This window comes from Paraniabella hibiscisoli, from assembly GCF_022512515.1.
GTDB lineage: Bacteria > Bacteroidota > Bacteroidia > Chitinophagales > Chitinophagaceae > Niabella > Niabella hibiscisoli.
On the sequence record NZ_JAKWBK010000003.1, the window covers coordinates 18,106 to 42,177 of the forward strand.

19 protein-coding genes are annotated in these 24,072 nt (G+C 42.7%); 11 read left to right on the plus strand and 8 right to left on the minus strand.

What is annotated here, in order from left to right; genetic code table 11:
- The first annotated feature begins 3 nt into the window (after positions 1 to 3).
- The 4 genes from MKP07_RS31135 to MKP07_RS31150 all read left to right on the plus strand — a co-directional run bounded on the left by MKP07_RS31135 (position 4) and on the right by MKP07_RS31150 (position 2,526).
- Positions 4 to 438 (plus strand): hypothetical protein, encoded by a 435-nt coding sequence (locus tag MKP07_RS31135; protein ID WP_394803754.1) that lies wholly within the window; start codon positions 4 to 6, stop codon positions 436 to 438.
- A gap of 282 nt (positions 439 to 720) precedes the next feature.
- Complete coding sequence (locus tag MKP07_RS31140) at positions 721 to 1,092, plus strand: hypothetical protein (RefSeq protein WP_240852005.1); 372 nt, start codon at positions 721 to 723, stop codon at positions 1,090 to 1,092.
- 419 nt (positions 1,093 to 1,511) lie between these two features.
- Entirely contained in the window at positions 1,512 to 2,156 is a 645-nt protein-coding gene (locus MKP07_RS31145) for a TQO small subunit DoxD (RefSeq protein WP_240852006.1), read from the plus strand.
- Positions 2,157 to 2,163: 7 nt separating this feature from the next.
- On the plus strand, positions 2,164 to 2,526 hold the full coding sequence (locus MKP07_RS31150; RefSeq protein ID WP_240852007.1) for a TQO small subunit DoxA domain-containing protein: 363 nt from the start codon (positions 2,164 to 2,166) through the stop codon (positions 2,524 to 2,526).
- Between the two features lie 582 nt (positions 2,527 to 3,108).
- On the opposite strand, the gene MKP07_RS31155 is transcribed toward MKP07_RS31150, so the two are convergent.
- From MKP07_RS31155 to MKP07_RS31170, 4 genes are all read right to left on the minus strand, one after another.
- On the minus strand, positions 3,109 to 3,582 hold the full coding sequence (locus MKP07_RS31155) for a sensor histidine kinase (protein WP_240852008.1): 474 nt from the start codon (positions 3,580 to 3,582) through the stop codon (positions 3,109 to 3,111).
- A gap of 19 nt (positions 3,583 to 3,601) precedes the next feature.
- The gene (locus MKP07_RS31160; RefSeq protein WP_240852009.1) at positions 3,602 to 5,275 is read right to left on the minus strand and encodes a ligand-binding sensor domain-containing protein; all 1,674 of its coding nucleotides are present in this window, start codon (positions 5,273 to 5,275) and stop codon (positions 3,602 to 3,604) included.
- Positions 5,272 to 5,607 (minus strand): hypothetical protein, encoded by a 336-nt coding sequence (locus tag MKP07_RS31165; RefSeq protein ID WP_240852010.1) that lies wholly within the window; start codon positions 5,605 to 5,607, stop codon positions 5,272 to 5,274. Before MKP07_RS31165 ends, MKP07_RS31160 begins: the two co-directional genes overlap by 4 nt.
- Before the next feature lie 258 nt (positions 5,608 to 5,865).
- Positions 5,866 to 6,225, minus strand: coding sequence for a ligand-binding sensor domain-containing protein (locus tag MKP07_RS31170; RefSeq protein ID WP_240852011.1), 360 nt, complete (start codon positions 6,223 to 6,225; stop codon positions 5,866 to 5,868).
- Between the two features lie 631 nt (positions 6,226 to 6,856).
- Here MKP07_RS31170 and MKP07_RS31175 point away from each other — a divergent pair.
- On the plus strand, positions 6,857 to 7,174 hold the full coding sequence (locus MKP07_RS31175) for a hypothetical protein (protein WP_240852012.1): 318 nt from the start codon (positions 6,857 to 6,859) through the stop codon (positions 7,172 to 7,174).
- A 348-nt stretch (positions 7,175 to 7,522) separates the two neighbouring features.
- On the opposite strand, the gene MKP07_RS31180 is transcribed toward MKP07_RS31175, so the two are convergent.
- Together MKP07_RS31180 and MKP07_RS31185 are read right to left on the minus strand one after the other, a co-directional pair.
- Positions 7,523 to 7,858: a helix-turn-helix domain-containing protein gene (locus tag MKP07_RS31180; RefSeq protein WP_317236218.1), complete on the minus strand. Its 336-nt coding sequence runs from the start codon at positions 7,856 to 7,858 to the stop codon at positions 7,523 to 7,525.
- Positions 7,837 to 8,328, minus strand: a complete 492-nt coding sequence (locus tag MKP07_RS31185) for a response regulator (RefSeq protein WP_240852014.1) — start codon at positions 8,326 to 8,328, stop codon at positions 7,837 to 7,839. Before MKP07_RS31185 ends, MKP07_RS31180 begins: the two co-directional genes overlap by 22 nt.
- Positions 8,329 to 9,293: 965 nt before the next feature.
- Here MKP07_RS31185 and MKP07_RS31190 point away from each other — a divergent pair.
- On the plus strand, positions 9,294 to 10,064 hold the full coding sequence (locus tag MKP07_RS31190) for a response regulator (protein WP_240852015.1): 771 nt from the start codon (positions 9,294 to 9,296) through the stop codon (positions 10,062 to 10,064).
- 303 nt (positions 10,065 to 10,367) lie between these two features.
- On the opposite strand, the gene MKP07_RS31195 is transcribed toward MKP07_RS31190, so the two are convergent.
- Both MKP07_RS31195 and MKP07_RS31200 read right to left on the minus strand, forming a co-directional pair.
- Positions 10,368 to 11,816 carry a BspA family leucine-rich repeat surface protein gene (locus tag MKP07_RS31195; protein ID WP_240852016.1) on the minus strand — a complete coding sequence of 483 codons (1,449 nt, stop codon included), beginning with the start codon at positions 11,814 to 11,816 and terminating at the stop codon, positions 10,368 to 10,370.
- Between the two features lie 280 nt (positions 11,817 to 12,096).
- On the minus strand, positions 12,097 to 14,595 hold the full coding sequence (locus MKP07_RS31200) for a hypothetical protein (protein WP_240852017.1): 2,499 nt from the start codon (positions 14,593 to 14,595) through the stop codon (positions 12,097 to 12,099).
- 1,422 nt (positions 14,596 to 16,017) lie between these two features.
- On the opposite strand from MKP07_RS31200, the gene MKP07_RS31205 reads away from it, so the two are divergent.
- From MKP07_RS31205 to MKP07_RS31225, 5 genes are all read left to right on the plus strand, one after another.
- Positions 16,018 to 16,467 (plus strand): WD40 repeat domain-containing protein, encoded by a 450-nt coding sequence (locus tag MKP07_RS31205; RefSeq protein WP_240852018.1) that lies wholly within the window; start codon positions 16,018 to 16,020, stop codon positions 16,465 to 16,467.
- A gap of 60 nt (positions 16,468 to 16,527) precedes the next feature.
- Positions 16,528 to 18,138 (plus strand): hypothetical protein, encoded by a 1,611-nt coding sequence (locus tag MKP07_RS31210; RefSeq protein ID WP_240852019.1) that lies wholly within the window; start codon positions 16,528 to 16,530, stop codon positions 18,136 to 18,138.
- Positions 18,139 to 18,508: 370 nt separating this feature from the next.
- Positions 18,509 to 20,014, plus strand: coding sequence for a hypothetical protein (locus MKP07_RS31215; protein WP_240852020.1), 1,506 nt, complete (start codon positions 18,509 to 18,511; stop codon positions 20,012 to 20,014).
- Positions 20,015 to 21,119: 1,105 nt separating this feature from the next.
- The gene (locus tag MKP07_RS31220; protein WP_240852021.1) at positions 21,120 to 23,126 is read left to right on the plus strand and encodes a hypothetical protein; all 2,007 of its coding nucleotides are present in this window, start codon (positions 21,120 to 21,122) and stop codon (positions 23,124 to 23,126) included.
- Positions 23,123 to 23,626, plus strand: a complete 504-nt coding sequence (locus MKP07_RS31225; protein WP_240852022.1) for a hypothetical protein — start codon at positions 23,123 to 23,125, stop codon at positions 23,624 to 23,626. The genes MKP07_RS31220 and MKP07_RS31225 overlap by 4 nt, the downstream gene beginning before the upstream one ends.
- The last annotated feature ends 446 nt before the right edge of the window (positions 23,627 to 24,072 follow it).

The window sequence follows — 24,072 nt, forward strand, 5'->3', positions numbered from 1 at the left end:
TATATACAGGGCAATAGCTTTATGGGTAAGGACTTCCTAAACTATTATAAAGGCGAGATCAAAATGGGCGATACCCCATCTTTACTTTACATGATGGATGGCAACCCTAAAGACCCCACTCGTGAAAGCTGGGGAGGCAGCTTTGAAAAGATCGGCTATAGCCCCAGAACCATACTGGAGCATACCACTACCCTAAAAGATACAGTAGCCTACTGCTCCATTTTAGAATTCAGCTTTACTATTCCGGATATTAAAGCGGTTAAAGATTCGATCTGTTTCTGGATGGAAGTGCCTTATGGCAATACCGTTCAAAAATGGCCCGGCTACTACATAGGTAATGGCGTATTCTCCTTAAGGTATATTCCTAAAAAGCCGAAACCCTCCGTTATACCTTCTCTTCGGCTATTAAAGAGCTTAATGGTAAAACCGGCGCGATAGTAGTAGATAATCTCTGGCCTGGAAAGAGCAGCGCATCCGACTACCGGCTGGGCCCTAACTGGTATTCGGACAAACCCGACCAGTCGCTTTACTTTGGAAAACTGCAGGGAGGAAAACCATTTCCAAATGGAGAAAGGCCATCCTTATGGACTGGGCCCAAAGATGGAAATGGCTTAACGATTAACCGGTAATATCCCTCTTCCGATTCGCCTTTTTGAGTTTTAACCTTGTTTTAAAAATTGCTACCCGGTTCAAGGCCACAGGATCACTATCTTTGAAAACTTGCCAGGTTTAATCCGTCATATCAACAAATACCAACAGATCGCTTTACTTTGGTTACTGGTGTTTGCCTTGGCGCCCTGCACCGTTAAAGAGGCCTGGTTTTCTGTTGCAGGCCTGGACTACACCAAGCCGCTCAATGGCTCTAAAACCACCGCTACAGGGCAGCAATGCCAGCATAGCCATTTGAGTGGGCGCAAGATAGCCGTTCAGCAAAAGACACCGATCCATAAAAAATCCTTTTCTTATGATCTCGCAGAACAAACATACGCTGTAATAGCGGAGGAAACTATCTCCCCGGATTTCATCTACTTGAGGGCCAATAGCCCGCCCATCTATATTTTATATAAACGTTTAAAGCTGGATATAGTGTAGCATGGGTGCAATGCACGTTTTCGCTAAAGTCATGGAGGCATCTCCTAAATGGTAGAGATTTGCCCGCGGCGAACGCATCGGTCATTAATATATCGCTGCCCTGCAGCTCTACCGCCTTTATAACTATTCTTTTACTAATATATCGCAGCGACGCTACTTTTATTATTGTCATCATTGCTGCATAGCGGCATCGTATTAATAGAGGCCATAATAATTCGTTAGTTCACCGGAGCTGCGTAGCAGTGATATATTCTGTTTCAAACAAAAAGGAATTGATGCGGTCGCCCTGGAGACTGACCCACAGGCTCAAAAGGACCTACAAACGGAAGTATCGCACAAAGCGAAAATTTGAATTGCACCCTGTAGTATTTACCAACGGCAATTTATCTCTTTTTTACGTTTATTAAAATATCAGTTATATGAAATTAAATCATGAAGAAGCGTCGGCTAACGCTGCCGGGCTTTTTACATTGGCATTGCGCTGGGTTATCGGCTGGACCTATTTTTCTGCGTTCTGGAGACGACTCATTCTTGAAAACAAGTTGATCCCCGGCGAAGCCGGTTATATCGGCGAAAAGTTTAATCATTTTCTTCCTAATGCATTAGGCATAAAACCCATTATTGAGTACCTCGTTTCTCATCCTGATTCCCTGTACATTTCGATGATAGCTTTTACTATTATAGAAGCGGTTGTTGGGTTATTGATGATACTTGGATTATTTACACGGCTGATGAGCATTGGTGTTATGCTGCTTGCCCTGGGCATATTGCTGGGCTCAGGCTGGCTGGGCACTACATGCCTTGACGAATGGCAGATTGGCGTATTGGGCATTGCCGGGGATTTACCATCTTCCTGGCCGGCAGCAGCACTTTTCTATGGATCACTACCTGGTAAAAAAGGGGCACCCGGTAAGCAGTACCAAATGGTTCTCCCTTATAGGATCAGGACGACTGCCCTTCAAAAATCAGCGCCGACTGGTTTTAATGTCCTCCGTTCTTATAGCGGCCATCACCCTGTTGACGAACCAGTATTTCCATGGGGGCGTTTGGGGCACCCTGCATAATAAATCGGTGAAGCCAAGGATTGAGCTATCTGATATTCGCTATCAGGCTGATGAGCTACATTTTCAACTGTTCAGAACAGAGGGAGCTGATGTATACGGTTCTTTTCTCATTGAAATAGCAGTACTGAATGAAAGCGGGGACCGGGTGCTATCATTAGGCCAAAGAGAACTGTCACAGCTTCTTCCGGGAAACATTCGCAACCATTATGTTGCCCAGGTAAAACCAGGAAAGCATAGCCTGGTTATACCATTAGGTGCTAAAGCAGATCTGTCCATTCCACTAAAAGGTTTAAATACGAATCAAACCTATCGCATCCAATTAACCGATATCAGCGGATTAACCTGGGATGCCGGTTTTAAAATTCATTGAGCAATTGTTCCGTTTTTATTACTGAACGCATCAAAACCATTTCTATGTTCAGTAGTTTCCAGAGTCTGCATTACTCAAAAAACAGCCCCCGGGTAGACACCCAGGGGCTTATCTAATCTAACCTAAACTCCAATAAACTTTACCAGCAACGCAAAAGCATTGCTATTAAGGTTGTACTTAATTGAATTATTCATAAAATGGGGGCTGCAAAGCGATGCGTCCAGACCTTACTAAACAGTTGTTGACATTATTGATATTTTGGCAATTATTTGACCCCGTATAAGGATCAGTGTATATACCAATCCTATTATCTTACTCTTAAAACAGATTCATATCGTCTTATTTTCTATCATCATTCAATCTCCTTCCTAAAAAATATACCAGTATCACGGGCTTTCCACCCCATCAACACCGTACCTATTTGCACAAACCAATAAAACACCCTTTACCATACCAACACTGCCGCCGAGCTCGATACCTGTACATGCGAAGTTCAAGCTGCTGCAGTTAAATGCATTTCTTCAGCATGCCAATTTTTAGCCAATTTGTATCAACGGATACCAGGTAGATGATAATCTGACCCTATTTTTCTCCAGGTTGGGCTGGCAACGTTAAAACAAACACATTGAGCCCGTCTATTGCCTGTAACTGCAAGGTGCCCCTGTGTAAAAGCGCCAGGGATTTTGACAGAGCCAGGCCAATACCAGTTCCCGGCTGATTTTTGTTTTGCTTTAAACGGGTAAAGGTTTCAAACACTTTTTCCCGGTCTTCGATGGCGATCAACGGCCCGTTACTGGCTACGCGGATCTGCACTGTATGAGCATCCCTGTTATGCGTTGCCGACAGGTCTACCCTTCCGTCGCCATACTTTATAGCGTTATCCAGTAGGTTGGTAATGATCTTGGTAAGCGCATCGCGGTCTGCATATACCTGTGTTAGCCCTTTATCTATCTCAGATTGAAACACAATTCCCTTCTCCTTTATAAGCGGATCAAAAATAAAATAGATAGACTCGAGCAAGGGAGCCAGCTCTATGAACTCCGGCTGCAATTGCACCTGGGCACTCTCGGTCTTTTTAGGTAAGTAACTGATTGATCAGCTGTATAGCTCTTTGTACCCCCTCCTCCATAATGGTAAGATATTTCTGTGTGCGTGGCAGGTCCCTACTATCATATTTAGCCATTTCGAGGGGGGCCTTTAGCAAAGTTACCGGCGCTCTTATCTCATGAATAACATGGGTAAAAAATTCTGTTTTAGATGCATAAATCTCTTTCTCTTTTTGAATTTCATATAACAATGTGGTTCGCTTTTGTTTTTGCGCTAACCGCTTTTTATAATACCTGAATGATAGCAATATCAAAATGACTAATACCAGAATATAGATCAAATAGGCCCAAATAGTGGTGTAAAAAGGTCCAAGTATGGTAATCCTTAAAGCTCTCTCGTTTTGCTGCCACATCCCGTTGCTGCTGGTAGATTTTACTTTGAAAGTATAATTGCCCGGAGGCAACCCTGTAAAGCTCACATTGTCGCGGCCTTTAATATAATGCCAGTCTTTATCAAGGCCTTCCATTTTATAAGCATATTGAACTCCCTCAAGAGAAGCATAAGTAAGCGCGGCAAAGTCGATATCAAAAGATGACTGGTCATACGTAAACGTAATGTCGTCGGTGACCAAAGTTGATTGTTTTAGAATACCTTTTTTATTAATATAAAGTCGTTTATTCTGCACTGAAATGCCGGTAATATAAAGAGGCGGCGTGAAACCAGCCTGTTGTATAAGCCTTGGATTAATACGTATCAATCCACTTTGGGTGCCTATATAAACATACCCATTTCTGGCTTTGTAAGAACCAATATAAGAAAACTGGCCACCAGAGAATTCTTTTATCTGTTGATAATTAGTGACGGTTTGAGTACGCGGATCAAAAAACACCACCCCGCCCGCCGTAGTTACCCAAAGGCCTCCGTCATCATCTTCTACGAGGCCGGTTACAATATTGGATGGAAGACCATTCCTGGTTGTAAAAATACGGACATTAGTGTTTTTAGCATTCACCTGTATCAACCCGTTCCCTGTACCCAACCACAGGTTACCATCTCTTGCAATAATTAAAGCAGAATTAATACCAGTCGGTAAAATATCCTCCCCTCGTACCGTTATCTTCAATTGCCCTTGTAGCTTCTGTTTGGCATTATAGAAAAACAAACCATGACACAGCGCCCAGATTGTGCCATCAGCAGCTTGCGCTATAGCGTTATAAGGTGTAAGCTGCGGAAAGTTGTTGGCTGTAGTAAATTGGCGGGTAAGCTTGTTATACTTACAAATCCCTTGAGTTGTGCCTACCCAAATTATGCGACCATCAGCATCGGGATAAATTGACATGATACGGTTACTTTTCAGATCATGTATACCCGGTCCTTCCGTAAAATGTTTAATAACTTTTTCGTTGTTAATATCCATCACATCAATTCCCTGCCGCCACGCACCTATCCATAGTTTATTGCTATCAATCCCCATCCCTAACAGATCTACTCCCGAAAGCCGGCCGGTTTTACTCTGTGTAGAATAGCTTGTAAACTGCCGGGTTGTTGTATTAAACCTGTTCAAGCCATTATCTCCGGATATCCATATATCTCCTTTGGCGTCTTCCACAATATTGGTAAATATCTTTCCCTTTATACTATTAGCACTGTTCCCGGACGTATAAATCTCAAAAGCACTGCTCACCGGCGCATAATAACTCACACCGTTTTGATAAGTAGCACACCATATACCCCCTCCAGATCCTTGCAAAGCGCCTGTACATCATTTGCGGCAAGCGAATTCCGGCTCAAAACATTTTCCTGAATCTTGTCCCTTACAAGACCAGAACTATCCAATATATAGATGCCTCTGTTAGTAGCCATCCAGAATTCGTTGGCATTTATTTTAACGAAATTACGTACTGTTACATCTTTTAAGAAGCTACCGTCTATTCGCAAAGATGTTACTTCTTGCGATCGTGTATTAAATGATCTTAGCCCCTGCATACCACCTACCCATAGGGTTCCATTGTCCTTCTCGAAAATCTGAAACACCTTCCTGATACTTGCGGGTTGCAAATCAGTGTTAACCGGGAAAAAGTAAATCGCCGCTTATCAGGATTCCATAGCCCCAGCTCACCGCTTTCGGTGCCCACCCACATCTGCTTATCTTGAGTAACGATAATATCACTGTATTGCTTTTGTTCGGGGTTACCATATAATACTGCTTCCTTTTTTGCGGGTCACATTCATAAATGCGGGGACCAGTAGAAAACCATACTTTTCCAAAAGCATCTTCAGTCATTCCATACACTACGCCATCCGGTGCTTTTTTACGGGAAGCAACTGTTCAGTAGTATCATCAAAAACAAAAACCCCTTTATTGGTAGAAAGCCATAAAGAGCCATTACTGTGTACGATCATTTCCCATACATAAAGAGGGCCTGTAATTCTTTTTCCATTGGAAATATTACGGAAAACTTTAAAATTTTTCCCGTCAAACCGGTTCAGTCCATCCGCAGTACCGAACCAAATAAATCCTTTCTTGCCCTGTACAACGCAGAATACAGTATTATTACTTAGCCCTGACGTATTATCGAAATTGGTAAAAACATGCAACTGTCCTTTAGCAGCGTATACGTTCAATAAGAAAACAATAGCATACACCAGCATTGGCATACGTCCTTTTGAAGAGTATGCACCATTGAAAAAGCAGACATTGACAGAATCAATAATATTTAAGACTAGTTAGATGATTCAAATTTAGTGTAAAATGAACGGCTATGCTAAACGGTTCAAAAAATGAGACGTGAAAACAAATTCAGGGCCTACTCTTTTTACCTAAATCATATGATACAAATAACAAAAAAACTGGCACGTATGGTAAACTAATTTCAGTCGTTTTTATTCAACTTTAACAGTACGACACTTACGTATGTTCGTGTTTTTCGAAAGTGACTGCAAGCAGTCAGATGGCTCGCGAACGGACTGTTTTATATTGGCGTTGAAGTTATTCCATTCAAAAATACAATAGCAGGCATATTGCCTTATTAATGCTGGATGAAGATTTCAAATGCATGTCGGCAGAAAGCTCCTTTTTCTTTTACTCAACCTTCCATCATCTATCTGCACTATCCCCTTCGAAAAGGTATGGCAGGTAATCAATATGTCTCATTAAAATATGCAACATGAAAGTCTTAATATTATTACGCTATAGATGATGAGCCCTTCGCTCACTAACCGAAGGCAAAGCAAAAACGCTCACCCGCCAATATCTCCAAAATCAAATTAAAAATAAACCACTATGGATTTTTCAAAGATTACCAACGAGAAAGTAAAACAGGCTATTGAGGCATTAGATGCCGGCGATAAAAGTTGGTATACATTCTTTATTGCAGATCCTCAAATGACCGACGATGGTAACAAAGTAGATTTTAAAACTTTCTTTTCAAAAGCATTAGGTACTGAGAAATTCAGCACAATTGACAAAGTAGAAAACGAAGGCAAAGATGTATACGGCAGCTTCAAAGCCGGCCAATGGGGTACCTTCAAAGTCTTCTTTAAATTTCACTTAAATGCTGAGGGCAAGTTTGAGCGACTTGACATCGGGCAGTCGCATTAACCGGTAAGACATAGAGGTTGGCAGCACTTAGGTTTGACGACGGCAGGAAATTATGATGAAATGATCCCATCCGGCGACAATGGTAATCTTTTATTCATGAATAAATATCAGCATCTCCTGTATATGCAAAGAAGGGCCCTTTTATACATAAATTACTAAATAGATGAATGACAAATGGAATCAACTCACCGGCATGAGAAGGTTTCAGATCGAAAAACCCAAAAAGTTTTGTAACGCTCTGATTCAGAAAACTACGAATCTTTTCATAGGTCATACCGTAAGGCATTGACAACTCAACTATTTATTAGCGTGAGCTATAAGTCATTACGTTTTACCATCATCGTCCGCCTAAACGGTCCCCTCATTTCTTCGTTTTAAATACTCTCTCAGGTAACTCAAAGGAGCTTTACCAAACTTCCTTTTGAAGCTCTTGGTAAACTGTGAGGGAGATGAAAAACCTGTCAAAATGGATATTTCATTGATCTTGTAACGGCCTTCGTGCATTAAAGCAGCAGCTCTTTTCAACCTTACCTGTTCTATTATTTCGTAGGGTGAATAGCTGGAAGTCATCCTTATTTTCCGGTACAATGACGAGCGGCTCATATGTAACTGCTCGGCAAGGAATTCGATGCTGAGGAACGTATTTCCTATATGTGTTTCAATTAACAGGTGCAGCTTGGCCAGGAATTGCTGATCGCTAAGTGTGGAAACTGAATCATCAGGGTGTCGCCGCTCCTTTCAAACCGTTCCTTTAATTTTAACCTATTTTGTAAAATACTGAATACCTGAGCATCAAGATAGGCCGGAGAAAAAGGCTTTTCAATATATACGTCAGCGCCTTTTTGTAAACCAGAGACCTTATCTTCTAAATCACTTTTTGCACTCAATATGATAATGGGTATATGACTAAACTCCTTGTTTAATTTGATCATCGAACAAAGCTGAAAGCCATCAATATCAGGCAAAATAATATCAATAATAATCAGGTCAACCTGTATATTGCGTAAAATCGTCCATGCCTCTTCGCCGTTAAAGGCCGAAGCCACAATATAATTGCCACCCAGGATATCTGTTAACAAATCCACGAGCACTTTATCATCGTCTATTATAAGTATCGCCGGTTCCCTCATATTATTACCTATGGTTAAGCGCAAACAATTTGTATGCAGTAGCTGGTATCAGGCAAACCTGGCAAAGCAGCTCCAGTATATATGCAGCAAGTGGCAACATCACGATAGCTGTTAAAAAGCGCCTTCATTTCGTTTTACCCTTTATATAAGATTGTGTTAAAAAAGTATAAAGTTTTATAGCTACGTGAAATCATATGCCTAATTCTCCCATGCCTATTAATAACCTTTACCCTTGCCAATTACCTCGAACCTATACCACTTGAGAAGCCATTCCCATACGCTTTTTTATGATGAACCTTAAATAAAAAGCTTCCTTGTAAAATTTAAAAGGGCATGCGCTCAGCGGTAGGGGTATGATGCTATCATATATATATTAAAATAGCCTATAAAAACTTTATAAAACCAAAAATAATAGTTTTGGTTTCTTGAAATAAATGCGCCACCAAATTGACACGCACAAGCAATACAATGACACGCTATAGCAATTTAAAAGAGCTTGGTGAGTTTCAGGAACCTTCTGATCAAAATAAAACAGGCCGTACATCCATTATTACAATTCAAATATTTAAATTTGAATAATCAATAGTGAAATGACCCCTTCTTATTGGCACCTGCCCTCTAAACTCAATAGCAATATATGCCGGGCTCTGTTTGGCGTATATCCTGCGAACTATCGCCACAAATATGTTGGCAAAGGGATTATTTTTAACAGTCATGAACGAACCGCATATTTTAATGAATACGGAACTTTAAATGTGGTACCGGCCCACCAAAGTAAATTTGCGGTAACAATAAAACGACACCCGCTTCATCGAGGCATATATAATTATATTACTTCTCCCCCGACCTTCCAAAGGCAGATTAAAAGAAGCAGTCACGATTGCTATCAAAGCCACTATAAAGGATATAATAAGCACCCTGTATATAGCCATTGGCAAACAAAAGCTTATGAACCTAATTTCTAAACATTCTTACTCCCCAATTATTTTATGCTGAAACAAACTATACTGGTTGTAGATGACGAAGAATTGGTTATTAATTTATTAACCGACCTTTTGGATTACGACTTCAATGTGCTTAGCGCTAACAGTGGAGAAGAGGCTATTCAGCATCTAAAGAATCACAATATCGCTATTGTAATATCGGATGTAGCTATGCCGGGCATGGACGGGTTTGAGCTTTGCGGCTTTATAAAGAGAACCGGAAGCCTCAGCCACATACCGGTTATACTGCTAACCGCCAAAGCAGAGCTGGAGCATAAGATACAGGGGCTGCACTGGGGTGCCGATGTGTATCTCGAAAAACCTTTTTCACCCGATTATTTAAAAGCTCAGGTGATAAGCACATTACAGAACCGTACACGCGTGCAAGACTTCCTGCTACTGGAAAAACAGAACCGCGATGCCGAAGAAAACAACGGCGAAAAAGGCTTTATCAGCCAATTACATAGTATTGTCGACGAATATATCGCTGATCCTATGCTCGACCTGGAGTTTCTGGCCAAACACCTGCACATGAGCCGGGCCTCACTCTATAGAAAGATAAAAACGCTGACGCCACTTACCCCTTATGAAATTGTAGAACAACGACGCCTTAAGCGTGCCACAGATCTTATACAAAAAAGCCAGTATAAAATGAACGAAGTAGCCATAATGAGCGGCTACAATTCAGCCTCCCAGTTCACTAAAAGCTTTAAAAAAGATTTGGTCAATCGCCGCTGCATTATGCCCGCAATAGGAAGTGATGATGATGGATCTTAGATGATAATCCATAGACATCGACTATGAGCCATGCTCTATGAACCATGATCTATCATCTAAGATCTATCATCTGTCAACTTCTCTCATCACCCCTCCTATCTCCTGTCAATTGTCATTTTTGATCCCCTCTATAAAATAAGGGTCAACGTTTTAAGTCAACCCTTATCTGTCTTATATATTATAGAACAGGTTTAGTTCTTTAAAACGGTTATCGTTTTCGAATACGTTTTGCTTCCATCTTTGTCTATTTGTGCAATACGAATAAACAGTTTACCCTCTTCTAAGGATGGTGTATCTGATTTTTTACAACTCACCATACAACAAGAAGCCCAAAAGCAATAACAAGCCAAACAGCGAACGGAATTTGCGTGTAGCACCGAGGCCAATAGCTCCCAGTGCCAAAACTCCAAGGCTCAGCAATAATGAATTACTTTCTGATGCGCTTATTTCCAACTGGTATATTAAAGACTGCTCTGAATTTCCGTTAGTGGCTTTTGAGCTTACCCTGCCAATCCTGGTGAAGTTTTCACCGTCAACAGAGGCTTCAATTTCGAAATGATCGTTATTGGTTTCCGAAAAAGTGGTCCAACTTACCAGCAGGCGTTTATTTTTACTAACTGCTGTAATATCGCCCAATACTACAGGCAGCACTACAGCGCAACTTGCATTATAGGTATCGTTAAGGATAGTCCATCCCTGGCTGATCAGCTGATTTCGGTAAGCAACTGCAGCAGGGCCATAAGTCCGGCCATCTCCACCAATGGTCCTGTTAGTTACTGTAGGGTTATTTTCCGCCCAGCCCTTAAGGGTAAGACTATAGTTTTGACAATCCACAGCAGTGGTTAAAAAAGACAAACCAGTCGAATTTGGATTTAATCTCCAGTTTCCCAGGTTTTGATTAAAAGCAATAGCATTAACGAGCATATTGCTAAAAGTAGTAACCTTACGTACATCCCAGTTACCAATAGGCTGATTAAAAGCAAAAGCCTGGTGAAACATATAGCTCATATCGGTAACATTACCGGTATTCCAGTTATTCAGTGGCTGATTAAAAGAACTGGCCCCATAAAACATATTCTGCATATTCGTAACATTGCTCACGCTCCAGTTATTAAGCGGCTGATTAAAAGAGGCAGCCACATAAAACATATTCTGCATATTCATAACATTGCTCACGTTCCAGTTATTCAGTGGCTGATTAAAAGCTGTGGCTCCGCTAAACATAAAACTCATGTTTGTTACGTTGGCGGTATTCCAGCTACCAATATTAGCGGGGCCATTTACCGAAGAGGAGGCACTAAACATCTCAGCCATGTTGGTTACATTGGTTAAGTCAGGTACATCAGTGGCCGAAATATTCAGATTAGGCGCTCCAGCAAAAGCTGCCTGCATGGTGCTCCAGGGTACGGTGCCCCATTGACTAATATCTCTAAGTCCATCGCGGCTGTTAGCATTGTTTCTGATAAAAAAGCGCCTGAAATTAGCGGGTTCAATCTGCAGTGTTAGCTCCGTATTGGCCGGGAGGTTGATGCCAGTAATAGTTACCGCACCGAAAGCACCCGTGTTAAAGCTCCCACTGCCGCTGCTGGCGCCATGAGCCCATGTATAGTTGACCACTCCCGCCGTTCCAGCTAAAAAATCTATTTGCGTGGTAGCAGCTGTAAACCTCCATTTGGTGATAAAATTCTGTGCCTGGCTGGCGTCAGCGCATAAAAAGAAGATCATTAAAAACAATCCTATTTGTTTTCTCATGTTACTTAGATTTAAAGATTGATAAGGAAGGAAACTATTTCATTTGATAAATGAATGTTTTGCAAAAAGCAGTTGTATCGGTTTATGAAGGTTTGACAATTTACCGATGAAGCAGAATACTACCACAATTTTACACAGGCTTCAACTGATTGATCTTGTACTATCTCTATAAAATAAGGGTTAACGTTTAAGTTAACCCTTATTAGTGTATATATTGCAGGACAGGTTTAGTTCTTAAGCACAGTTATAGTTTTCGAGTAGGTTTTAGCACCATCTTTATCTATTTGTGCAATACGAATAAACAGTTTGCCATCTTCCAAAGATTGTGGATCTGATTTTTACAGCTCACAATAAAGCCAGACACACCGAGCAGTAACAATAAACCAAATAATACACGGAATTTACGGGTAGCACCCAGGCCAATGGCACCCAGTGCCAGAACTCCCAGGCTTAACAACAAGGAATTGCTGTCGGTGGCATTTCTTTCAAACTGGTATTCTAAATCCCGATCAGAATTACCATTAGTTGCCTTCGAGTCTACAGTACCTATTGTAGTAAAGTTTTCTCCATCAACAGATGCTTCAATTTCGAAACGATCGTTGTTGGTTTCTTTAAGGGTGCTCCAGTTTACAGTCAGTTGGCCGCCTATTATTTTTGCAGTAATAGCGCCAAAGCTCACTGGCAATACCAATGGATCGTTACTGATACCAAAAGATAAATTAGGAAGCGTGCTATTATCGGCCGCTGCCATCAAGTCACCCACATTCAACTTTCCTGTTCTGTTAGCAGCATCCGCAGTACCGTTATTATTAGTGCCGGTATATCCGTAACCATTTGCAGGTACATCAGCAGCTGTTAATATTGTACCTTGCCTTTTGCCCGCGTTGGTAAGCACAATAGAATAGTTACCAGCTCCAATCTCGTTAATAATGGCTTTGCTAACTAAAAACTGGTAGGTTCCCAGATTTGCACCAGAAGTGGTTACCCTTACAGAACTGATCACCTCGCCGGCCGGACCTGTTAAATTAGCCCACATATTGTTAGCCAGATTAGGTTCGCCACCGTTTATCACTGCGTTACCATCATCTCTCCATACACTACCGGTTAATGTAATATTAGGTGTACAACCTCCGTTTACGTTAAAAACGCGTATTACTTCAACAGGACCACAACCCGAAACATTTACAGTATAACCAATCGTTACAAGGCCAGCCGTTGTGAAGCTGATAGTATTATCAGTAGTATTCAGGTTGGCAGTTCCCGACCTGATGGCAAGGGTACCACCCGCAGGGCTCAATCCTAACTCCACAGTTGTACCGTTACAGTATTCGCCAACATCATTGATGGACGGTGCACCAAGTATATTGATCTCTGGCATATCGGTATTGGAGGCGCCACATACCTTAATACCGGCGGTATTAAAGGTGAAATCGTCGTCAATAATCGTAGAAGCAATTCCGCTACCTCTGCTACCGTCAAAGTTATCACCCGCAATGCCAAAATTAGGTTGGCAGTTGGTAATAACCACAGTATTGTAGCCGCTGCTTTCCACAGCGCGTATATCTGTACCTGTAAGTGTAGGAGACTGGCCGGGATAGCGATTAGCATCTCCCGCGTCTCTTCCCAGATTACCATACACTTCCTCTCCGAAATTGTATAGTCGGCCAGCGCTGTTAATTACATTAATTGAAGGGTAAGCAGGGTCTGTTTCATTGGGCGATATCCACTTAATATCAGTCATCAAAGGACCTGGAGCATTAGGATTACCGGCGCTTGGATATTCCGGTACATTCCAGGAGCCGTTCGTTAGTGTATAGTATCCTCGGGCTCTGGCACTACCGGCACCCATAGCAAATAATTTACCGCTTTGGTACAACACATAGTAAGTAGGTGCTATAAAATCATCGGCTGTTAAACCGATCATTTTGATAGGTCCGTCTCCGGGGTCTGCTGGAGGCAAGGTCATCAAAGTTGCACGCGATCTGTTTTGAACGGCAGTTTCGGTAGTACCTGTACCTAAATAGGTATCACTTCCCCAGGTATACAGTTCGCCGGCGCCGGTGAGCGCATAGAACATACCCCATCCACCTCTTGTTGCTACCACATTGGTAAGCGGGCTGCCATCAGTTTTTTGTACAGTAGACCATGTAGTATTCCAGCCAGCAGGCGTACCTGTGCTTCCATCGCCACGCGCAACGGCATTACCGGAATTATTGCTATTGGTAAGCACGTGTACATTTCCTGCACAGGTAGTAATAGCAATTGATTTGTAGGTAACAAACATCATTTTTACATCTGCAGGGGTTACCCCGGCAGGTAGCCCTAAAGGTATTTTGCTAAACTTCCTGTTGGGTGCCACGGTACTACTACTGCTTACTGCTGAGTTTAAAACACCCCAGGCCCATAGGCCATCTGTTGTTAATAGTATCACCTGGGCATCGCTTCCAAAAGAGCCTATACCCGCTTTCAACGGCGTACCGGTAAGGCCCGGAAACATAATATTATTAATGGGCATTGGCGACAATAGGTTCCTGATACCATCGAGTGCCGTATACCTTCCAAAGATTTTCAGTTCGCCATTCACATCCCTGGCAATGGTTTGGCCGGCCCCTGTAACTATATTATCGTACTCTAAAGTAGCCGCCACCGTAGAATTGATACCATAATTACTATAATCTGCGCAACCCTGGCTGGAAAAGCAGTTTTGTGCATGAATACCAGCTGGCGCTACAAGCAGTTGTAGAAAAAGAGTTAGAAGAAATGCTAGCGAAACCGGCATAGGTTTCCTTTTGTGCGTTTTTTGCATGATTTTTTGTTTACTGGTTTTACGTTACGGAACATTAAAAGCCCGCGTTACTGAATATTCTTATTCAATAAGTTCAGCTTGTGTGTACAAGTGCAGTTTCTATTATAAAAATTGATCGGGTTTTTACAATTTAGAGGCACTTTGGGCGATGTAAAGGTTCGTTAAAAATCAAAAATAGGCTTTACCCACAGTGTCTTTTTTTGTTCATTTGTCTCACGCATGGGATGGATAGGCTACTTCGTACCACAAAGAACATCAGATGTTTTTAACATGATGTATAAAAACAACCTAAATACAATAAAATCCGACATAGACTAAAGTCTAAAAATCTATTAGCCCTCATTCTTATTTTAAACGAGCGCTTTCTAAAAGAAATTCATATTTTAATACCATTCATTATTTGTCTATGCGCATTCCCTTAACAATGATTGTTCACCTCAGGCTAATTTAGATTCCGGCATTTTTATGTGAGCATCACAATAATACCAGAAATCTTGACCGGCATGATACCTTGTACCTATCTGCCCGATATTCATATCGAGCGTCTTTAATGAACCATCTGTAGCCAAATTCCCGCTCGAATGAAACCTGATTAATTATAGCTGAAGCACCAACTCACAGGATTTGTCATTTCCACGACACTTGCATATGACTGCTTTCTTTTAATCTGCATAGCATACTCACCCGTTTTCAAGGCAATACCTATTGCAGCCCTTTACTTTCACGTGCAGTTCCTTCACGTGATCTTTCGTGACGTATGATCACTTTTACCATTTAATAAATGATATTGCCCATTTGCGTTGTACTGCCTGCCTCCAGTAATGTTATAATGCCTGCCAACCTCTTCTCATCCAAACCAGTATTTACTTTTTTCCAACCTTTACCTAAAGCTCATTACTGTCCCAAACCTGTTCCCTTAAGATCCTCTTACAGCATATTAATCTTTTAATATAAATAACTATAAACAGGTAGATGATCAAGATTATAGCTACCAACTTTTAGCTGATACAAATAGGCAATAAAATGACACAGAAGAGAAATTTTTTTCTTTTTATTAAAGCATCTTTGTAATAATAAAACTTAAATAAGCTGTTAATAGCCTGATATGACCTCGCTATCAGGAATTGAATCTAATTGAATCAACAACAACTTCTCTTTAAGTCATTGCTGCTCATTTTAGCCCAATTTGAAAGTGAACAGGAGTATAAAAGAGTTGACTAAAACCGTAACAAAAACTTCTGCAACAGGATACGTATTACCTGTTGCAGCCGATTGAAAAATTAAAAAATGACAGGCAGGTCATGGCCTGTGGGCGACACCGTTTGTTTGTGCCACTAGCAGGAGCGCCTTACTATTTTAACCTTAAACCCATATTCTTATCTAACAATTATTATTATGACGAAGCATTTAAAACTCCGAGTTATTCTTCCAGTGGTATTGGTATTCCTGTTCACAACTGGTTTGTGGGCCCAGGTGCCTTTCAATTGTGGCAACGTTGCTTACCAAACCGTAAATGATGGAACCACCACCACACTTTACTCTTACAATATTAATACCGGAAGCAGGTCGACGATTCGAACCTTACCTTACCCGGTGAATGCCGCGGCCTACTCACCATTAAATAACCTCATATACGCTACCCGTGGCGGAACCAACCAGGTTATTGGTATGGGCTCATCCGGCCCTGTTGTTACGCTTAACGTAACCGGGCTCGAATCGGGTAATATTGGAGACATAACGCCTGATGGATATTTACTGGTAACAAGCTCCACTGTAGGTACTGATAACCGGTATTTTTTGTTGATATCAATGAAAGCCGCACAGCAACCTATGGCCAGGTGGTAGATCCAACCAGCGCTACCTATCCTTATCCGGCCAAAACAGCCGCCCCCTACTATACCAACTTTGCAGGGGGCTACCATTAACGTAAGTGATATGGCCTATAATCCTACTGATGGGCTTTTTTACGGCTTAAACAACCCTACTCTGAATACCGGAGCGCCCGATGTAACGAACCGTTACAAACTGGTTACCCTGAACCCTAGGACAGGGGTACTATCTTTCGGTAGTGTTATTTCTGGAGCAGGCATACAAACCGAGACTTCAGCATACGGCTCGGTATTTTATGACGCCAGTACAACTATGTATGTTTTTGCCAATAACCTGGGCCGTTATTATAGTATTAACCGTACTGCCAATACGGCCACACAAATAGGGCCGAGCGTAGCCCCCAATGGCGGTAATGACGGAGCCTCCTGCCCTAATGCCTTACTTTATAATGTTTCCATTTCGGGAAATGTTTTTGCTGATGGGAATGGCATGACCGACAATACCGTAAACGGTAGCGGTACCGATGGTGGTGGCCTTAGCGTTGTACTTTGGGATGCTGTAGAGAACAAGGTTTTGGACATAGTGCCCGTGCAACCGGACGGAACATACAGCCTGGCTGCTACACCCGGAAAAACTTACGATGTCCTTATCACCAGCCAGCCAGGTGTGGTAGGCAGCACTACGAAACCGCCTGTTGTATTACCTGCCGGCTGGGAACTTACCGGCCAGAAACTTGGTACCGGCACTGGTAGTGATGGCACTCCAAGCGGCACTTTAACCAATATTGCGGTAGGTACTTCAGATATTGCCAGCACCAACTTTGGCGTTAATCAATTACCCGAAAGTTACAATACGACCAAGGCTATTACCGGCGCTCCTGTACCTAACCAGGACATTTCATTTGGAGATTCGCCATTAAATGGAAGCGATGGCCAGGACCTTCCGGCAGGTGGTAATCCTAATGGAAATCCATGGACTACCCGTACTATCGCCATTACAAGTCTGCCTACAAATGGATTTGTTCTTTTTTATGATGGTGTAGAAATAACAAGTACAGATATCGGAAGCAATGGGTTCAGGATCGCCAATTTCGATCCGGCGAAACTGGTAACCCGGCTTGTAACACCGGTGTCAGGCACTACCGGAACAAGCTTTACGTTTTCTACGGTTGACGCTTCAGGCGTGCAGGATCCTACTCCGGCTACTGTTGCTGTTAACTTTTCAAGTGCACTGCCGGTACTTTTTGGCGCCATTGACGCCTTATTTAACAATGGTACGCTTACAGTAAACTGGGAAGTTTTAAAAGAAGTAAATAACAGCCATTATGATGTTGAACTTTCTGCTGATGGCGTTAACTTCACTAAAATAGGTTCCACCCCTACCCAGGCCAGCAACGGAAATTCCGACACTTCCCTTAGCTATTCTTTTTCGAGATCCATAACGCAAGGCGTTTTGGGTGCCAGCGTCCTGGCCTTCTTACTCGGTGGCATATATGCCCGCAAAAGACGCTGGATAGCAGTTTTACTCGTAGGCCTGGCCAGCGTTGGCATGTTCTATTCCTGCTCTAAAAACGACATAAGCAATGTTAACGATGATGACAACAAATATTTTGTACGTATCGCACAAGTGGATAAAGACGGTACTACTTCGTATTCTAAAACAGTTACCGTTGTAAAAAATAAATAAACATTCACAGCTTTATAGCGGTGAACGAGCCATCGTTTTGATAACGGCTCGTTCACCGTTTTTGTTACAAGCAAGCTGTTCAGCCTAGACACATGATACAAATAAGAAAAAACTTGACACGCAGAGTAATCTTTATTTTAAGCGGATGGTATAGCTTTGTTATGAGATGGCTTGCCGCATCTTCTCGCAGGCCTTTTTAACAGGTAACTATTAAAGCGATAAGCGTGTGCCTGATATGAAGTGAGTTACTTATTTCTTCCTACCTAAGTATCAACTTTCTTAAAATCTAAACTACTTTTATGGACCTTCTAACAAAAACAACCCGTTCTTTTAAATGGGGCCCAGGCTCTTCGTTGACACTAAAGTTTCTTTGGGGATCGTTTTTTTCTTTTTAATGAGTTTTTTTGTCTTTTTGGCACCAGCCAATGCACAGGCCCCCTGTGCAACCAGCCAGCGGCTTGTTAAAACTGACTTTTTTGATTTTGGCGCTGCCGGCGATGCTAATATTGGCATCACTACTATCTCCAACCAATTTGGCTGGACGGGAAGTGGAACCAATTTAGTAAGCGCCAATACTTCCAATACAGCCTTTTTTGAGAATGAAGTGATCCAGACTATGACCCAGGCGGTAAGCAATGCTAATTTAAAAGGCAACGGCGCCACGGTGGCCATTCGCATTGCTGTTTCAGATTTCACGCCACGAACCAGTTCAAATGGGGCTTTGTTTAGCATTGCTTATGGTGGAACAGTATATTGTACCATTACCAACCCTGCCACACCCGATACCGACCCTGAAAATGCAACTGTTGTTTACGGAAACGGCGCCGTAGGTCCAGGCGGCGTTACATCCAATACTGTTACTGTTACAGCCTCCAGTACCGTTACTTACAACGATATTACCATTATCCTACCATCTTCCATTCCTAATAGCGGCAACCTGGTACTAACCTTCAATTCCATAGGAGGCAATGACGATTTCAGGGTTCAATCTGTGTCTTTTCTCGGTTGTCCTATTATATATTCAGGCACTGTATATAGCGATGGCAATGGATTAAACAATGGAAGTATTGATGGTACAGGAACCAATCTATCAGGCACTTTGCTTGTAGGACTGTTTGATGCAGGAGGTAACCAGGTAGCAAGCGTACCGGTAGCCTCCGATGGCACCTATAGCCTCGCTTACTCTGGCAGCGGTAATTATACTTTACGGCTCATCGGTTTACCCGCTACTTATACAAACACCGGAGAGAAAACAGGTACGGAACCTTCACCTGGGGATGGTACTCCAAATGGAATCACCTCTGTTGTAGCAATAATAGATGCCTCAACGAATACTGATAAAACAGGCAATAATTTCGGCATCAATTCGCAGCCCCAGAGTGCCAGCCTAACTAATAATGTAACAGGAGCTCCCATAGTAGGTGTGCCTGTCGACTTATCAAGTGTACCGCTTGCCGGAAGTGATCCGGAAGATCAGGCTACAACAGGTTCCTGGGCTACGCGTACGTTGATTATAACTTCACTACCTACCAATGGATTTACTTTAACCTACAACGGAACCCCGATTACTACCCCTAATACCACTATCGCTAATTATGATCCGACACTTCTTTCGATAACGCCTACCGCCGGTACACCTGTAGGCACTACCACCACAAGTTTTGGCTATTCGACAGTTGATGGTGCCGGCAATCAAGACCTGTCCCCTGCCACCTATACTGTAAACTTTGCTACCGGCCTACCTGTGGTATTTGGGGATATTAAAGCTGTATTGAATAATAATGATCTCATTGTGGACTGGACCACAGTATCCGAAAATAATAACGATCATTTTGAGATTGAAGTATCTGAAAACGGGGCGGACTTTTTACCATAGCAAAATTACCATCAAAAGCTACTGACGGCAATTCGAGCACTACCCTAACGTATTCTTTTTCAAAGTCAATTACTGAAGGCATTCTGGGCGCAGGGTTCCTGGGCATTTTATGGAGTGCTGTATGGCTTCGGAAGCGACGCCGGATTGCTGCTGCTTTAACAATCCTGGGATGTATGGGTATATGTTACTCCTGTTCTAAAAACAATACCGGTGACCTCCATTACGATAACAGTAAATACGTTATACGTATTGCTCAGGTAGATAAAGATGGTACTGCCACTTACTCAAAAATTATTAGTGTTATAAAAAATAGGTTTAGTTGTTGTTATAGCCGTATAAACATATATGCTGCCCTTTCAGGGCGCGGATCACCTGCCTCTGCCTGCCCGGGATGTTGCCCCGGGCAGGCCATAAATAAGCCTTTCAGGCCTGGGCATGCAGGTCAATTAAGGTCTGTGCCCCAAGGTTGAAAGCTTTTCATACATCAGCCTGAGGCAACTACCCAACTAAACGTTGGCATGGTATCCACCTCACTGAGCCTTTCAGGCCGAGGTCACTTAAAGCAACAATTAAATCCATATTCCCCAAACGTTGAAAACCTTCCACACCAGCCCTAGCCAATGTCTTGGCTAATGGTTGCCATCAGAAGCGCGCTGTAAAGGCAGTTTACTTCCAATATCACAGCATGAACGGCGTCGTTGCCATACGCATTTTATACATTAGAAAAATAACTTCACCGTATCTCAATGACACCAATAAACCATTTTTAGATACGTAAAGCAAACACTTCAGCCTGGCAGCAATTTACCTTTGTTAGGTGGTTAATTCATGATAAATAAAATGCCTGATAAACCACTTTTGTACAGGGTTTGCGACCGGGCCATTTTAACAGAAGTAAGTTCATACGACATGAGGGTAATTGCAGCAGTCAATGAATAATATTAGGAGGCGGTGTGTAATTATTAAAACTTTGTTCAACATAAAATCTAACATTAAACTCAACAATTCAAACAAAAAAATCCAGTCAAACTTATACAGCTGTTGTTTAAATCCCAAGTGCAACATTCTGTATGGAATAATCTAATATCTAAAACCTAAACAAACAATGACAACAACACGCACATTTAGAGTTCTGTTGCTGGCTTTGGCCGCAGGCCTATGCCTTAGCAATGCATCATTTAGTCAAACCTGTTACACCAACAGCGGCTGCCAGGACTATAGCAATTTCGGGTTCTCCTCCACCGGAGCCAGCACACTGGAATATGATAACTACGTATCGGCTTTTCACCAAACAGTAGTGAGAGACCTCGATGGCTCCTTAAAAATATGGGGTGAGCTTACCAAAGCCAACGGCGCAGATAGCTGGCTGGTTCCTACTACCATTAATGCCGGTAATTACCCTGGTTTAACGGGTACCCCTTTAAAAGTGGCTATTGGTAGTTATGGTACCGGTAGAGCCCAGTTTTTACTGCTTACCAGCGATAACAAACTATGGGCATGGGGTACAGAGGACTTTATGATTTCTAATAGTCTTACCACCAGCACTTCTTTCCAACAGCTTAGTATTGGTTTACCGGCGGGAGTTACGGCCAGCACTGTAAAAATGTTATTCGGCACCACTTATGCCGTGGTTTTAACTACCTGTGGAGGCGATGTTTATGTTTTATCAGGCAATGGGGATATGCGTGGTGCTGGCGGCACCGGCTCAGGTACGGCATGGTCGCACGTACAAAAACAATCAGGAGGATTTCTGTCAGGTATAGTAGCTGCCCGGGCCAGTATGGGAGGCGTTATCGCCCTTGATACAGCCGGAGGCCTGTGGGTATGGGGCCAAAGCTGGGATGGTGTAAATACTACTTCCTTATCTTATGACAGAGCTATTCCTCTGGCAGCACCTGCAGGCGCCACCGATGCCATTAAAATGATCGGAACCACACATACAACCAACGGCTACGATGTAAGCTACTATGTACTGTATGAAAATGGAAGACTCTACTCTATGGGACACAATAGTATGGGGCAGTTAGGTAACTGGAATACCACCAGCCAGCCTAACTGGGTGCAGCCAACTTACAGTGCCGGAGGAACACCTATGAACGATATCAAGTGGATATCGCCCAACGAGCATGATTTTGGATATGCGGCTATCAACGTAATTAATAGCAGTAAGGTAGTATATTCCTGGGGAGAAGAAAGCGGTAATATGATCGGGCGTGGCTCTAATAATTCCGGGCCCAGTGCCGTAAATCCGGGACAGCCAACAAACTTCCAGTCAGGTTACTCCAACAGCAATATTATTGCTGTAGAAAGCGGTGGCCATACCACCATGGTATTGCGCGAGTGCACCAGCACTTTCGGTTATGTAGGCCACAGAACTGAGGGAAGCATGGGAGACAACGTTGCCGACGGAGGTTATGATGCCGTCTACCACTTTAACACTAACGCGGTACAGGTTTGTGGTGGCGAAACGGTGAATGCCAGTTTAAACGCTGCGGTAAATGGTCCTTACTGCATCGGCAACACGCTGCAACTGCTGGGAACCCCTGCAGGCGGTACTTATGCCATTGACGTAGCCGGAAGTACAGCTACCGCCACTTTATCGGGCACAACATTAACCTTTACCGGTGAAGGTACGCTAAGGGTTAATTATACAGTTAACGATGGCAGCTCCTGCGGCACTGTTACGGTAGTAAAAGTTTTTGCGGTTGAAGATTGCGGCAGCAGGGTAACCATACCAGGCACTATCTGGAATGATGCCAACGGGGATGCGGTAATAGGTTCAGGAGAAACAGGTATGGCCAACGGGCTTTGGGTAAACCTGGTAGATCCCAATGGTAACGTTATTGCCTCAGCAAAAGTAAACACCAATGGCACGTATACTTTCCAGGTGGGTACCGGATACCTGGCAACAAGTGGCAACTACTCAATAACCATTACTAATACCGATAAAGAAGTGGGTGACCGGCTTACTGCTGCAGATGTGCCCACAGGCGGTTATGGCTACACAGGCGTAAACAGGGGTACTACAGGTATCGACAATACCAACCGTACCGGCCAACTCAACATTGGTAACTTAAGTGGTGTTGCAGGTGGCACTACAACATCCCCGTGAACTTTGGTATCAGTAACGATCCGCTGGTATTGCCGGTTCAGTTTTCTGATCTGTCTGCGATAGTAAGAGGTGGCTCATTGTTCATAAACTGGTCTACATCTTCCGAGAAAAATAATAAAGGCTTTGAAGTAGAAGCTTCGGCAGATGGTGTTCATTTTACTACTATCGGCTCTTTAGATTCTAAAGCAACAAACGGTAATTCAGACAGCGTGTTAAGCTATGAATTCTCAGCAGACCTGGCAGGTGTAGCTATGGCAACATCAGGCTTTATAGTAGCCTTGCTGGCACTGGGTGCTTTAACCATGAGCTTACCGCGTAAAAGGAAACTGATATTTGCAGGTTTGATGCTGACGGGTATTGTGGTTAGTGCTATCGGCTGCCAGAAGAAAAGTGCAGAGGCCCTATCTGACGGCAAAAACTTTTATATCCGTATTGCACAAATAGACAAAGACGGAGGCAAAAGTTACTCAAAAACAGTAAGAGTAGTGAACAACCATTAATCTGTACACTTATACATAAAAAGCCTGCTCCGGAAACGGAGCGGGCTTTTTAGTTTTAGGAACTGTTGACTCCCCCACTATCAATTTTAATGATGACCAGCAAAACAGTATTTATTAAATGCTCCTGGGTTATATACAACCTGCTCTTTCAGGACATAGGCGGCCGCCCACATGTGAATCTGGTATGTTCGCCCGAGCATGGCCAAAATGCTGAAAGCTTTTTACGTACCTGCCAGATACATGTCTCTGGCGATAAATATGGACCAGATACACTCTGATAGGGCAGCACAATTATATGTATGTAAGAAAAGTTATTTATTTCTGGATACAAGAATTTACGACCAGGCATTTCTTAGATTACCCAACTGTATAGTTGTTGACACTGCAATGTATCAGCATGACACGAATACGCCATTTAAAGATACCTAATGGCAATGGTATGACTG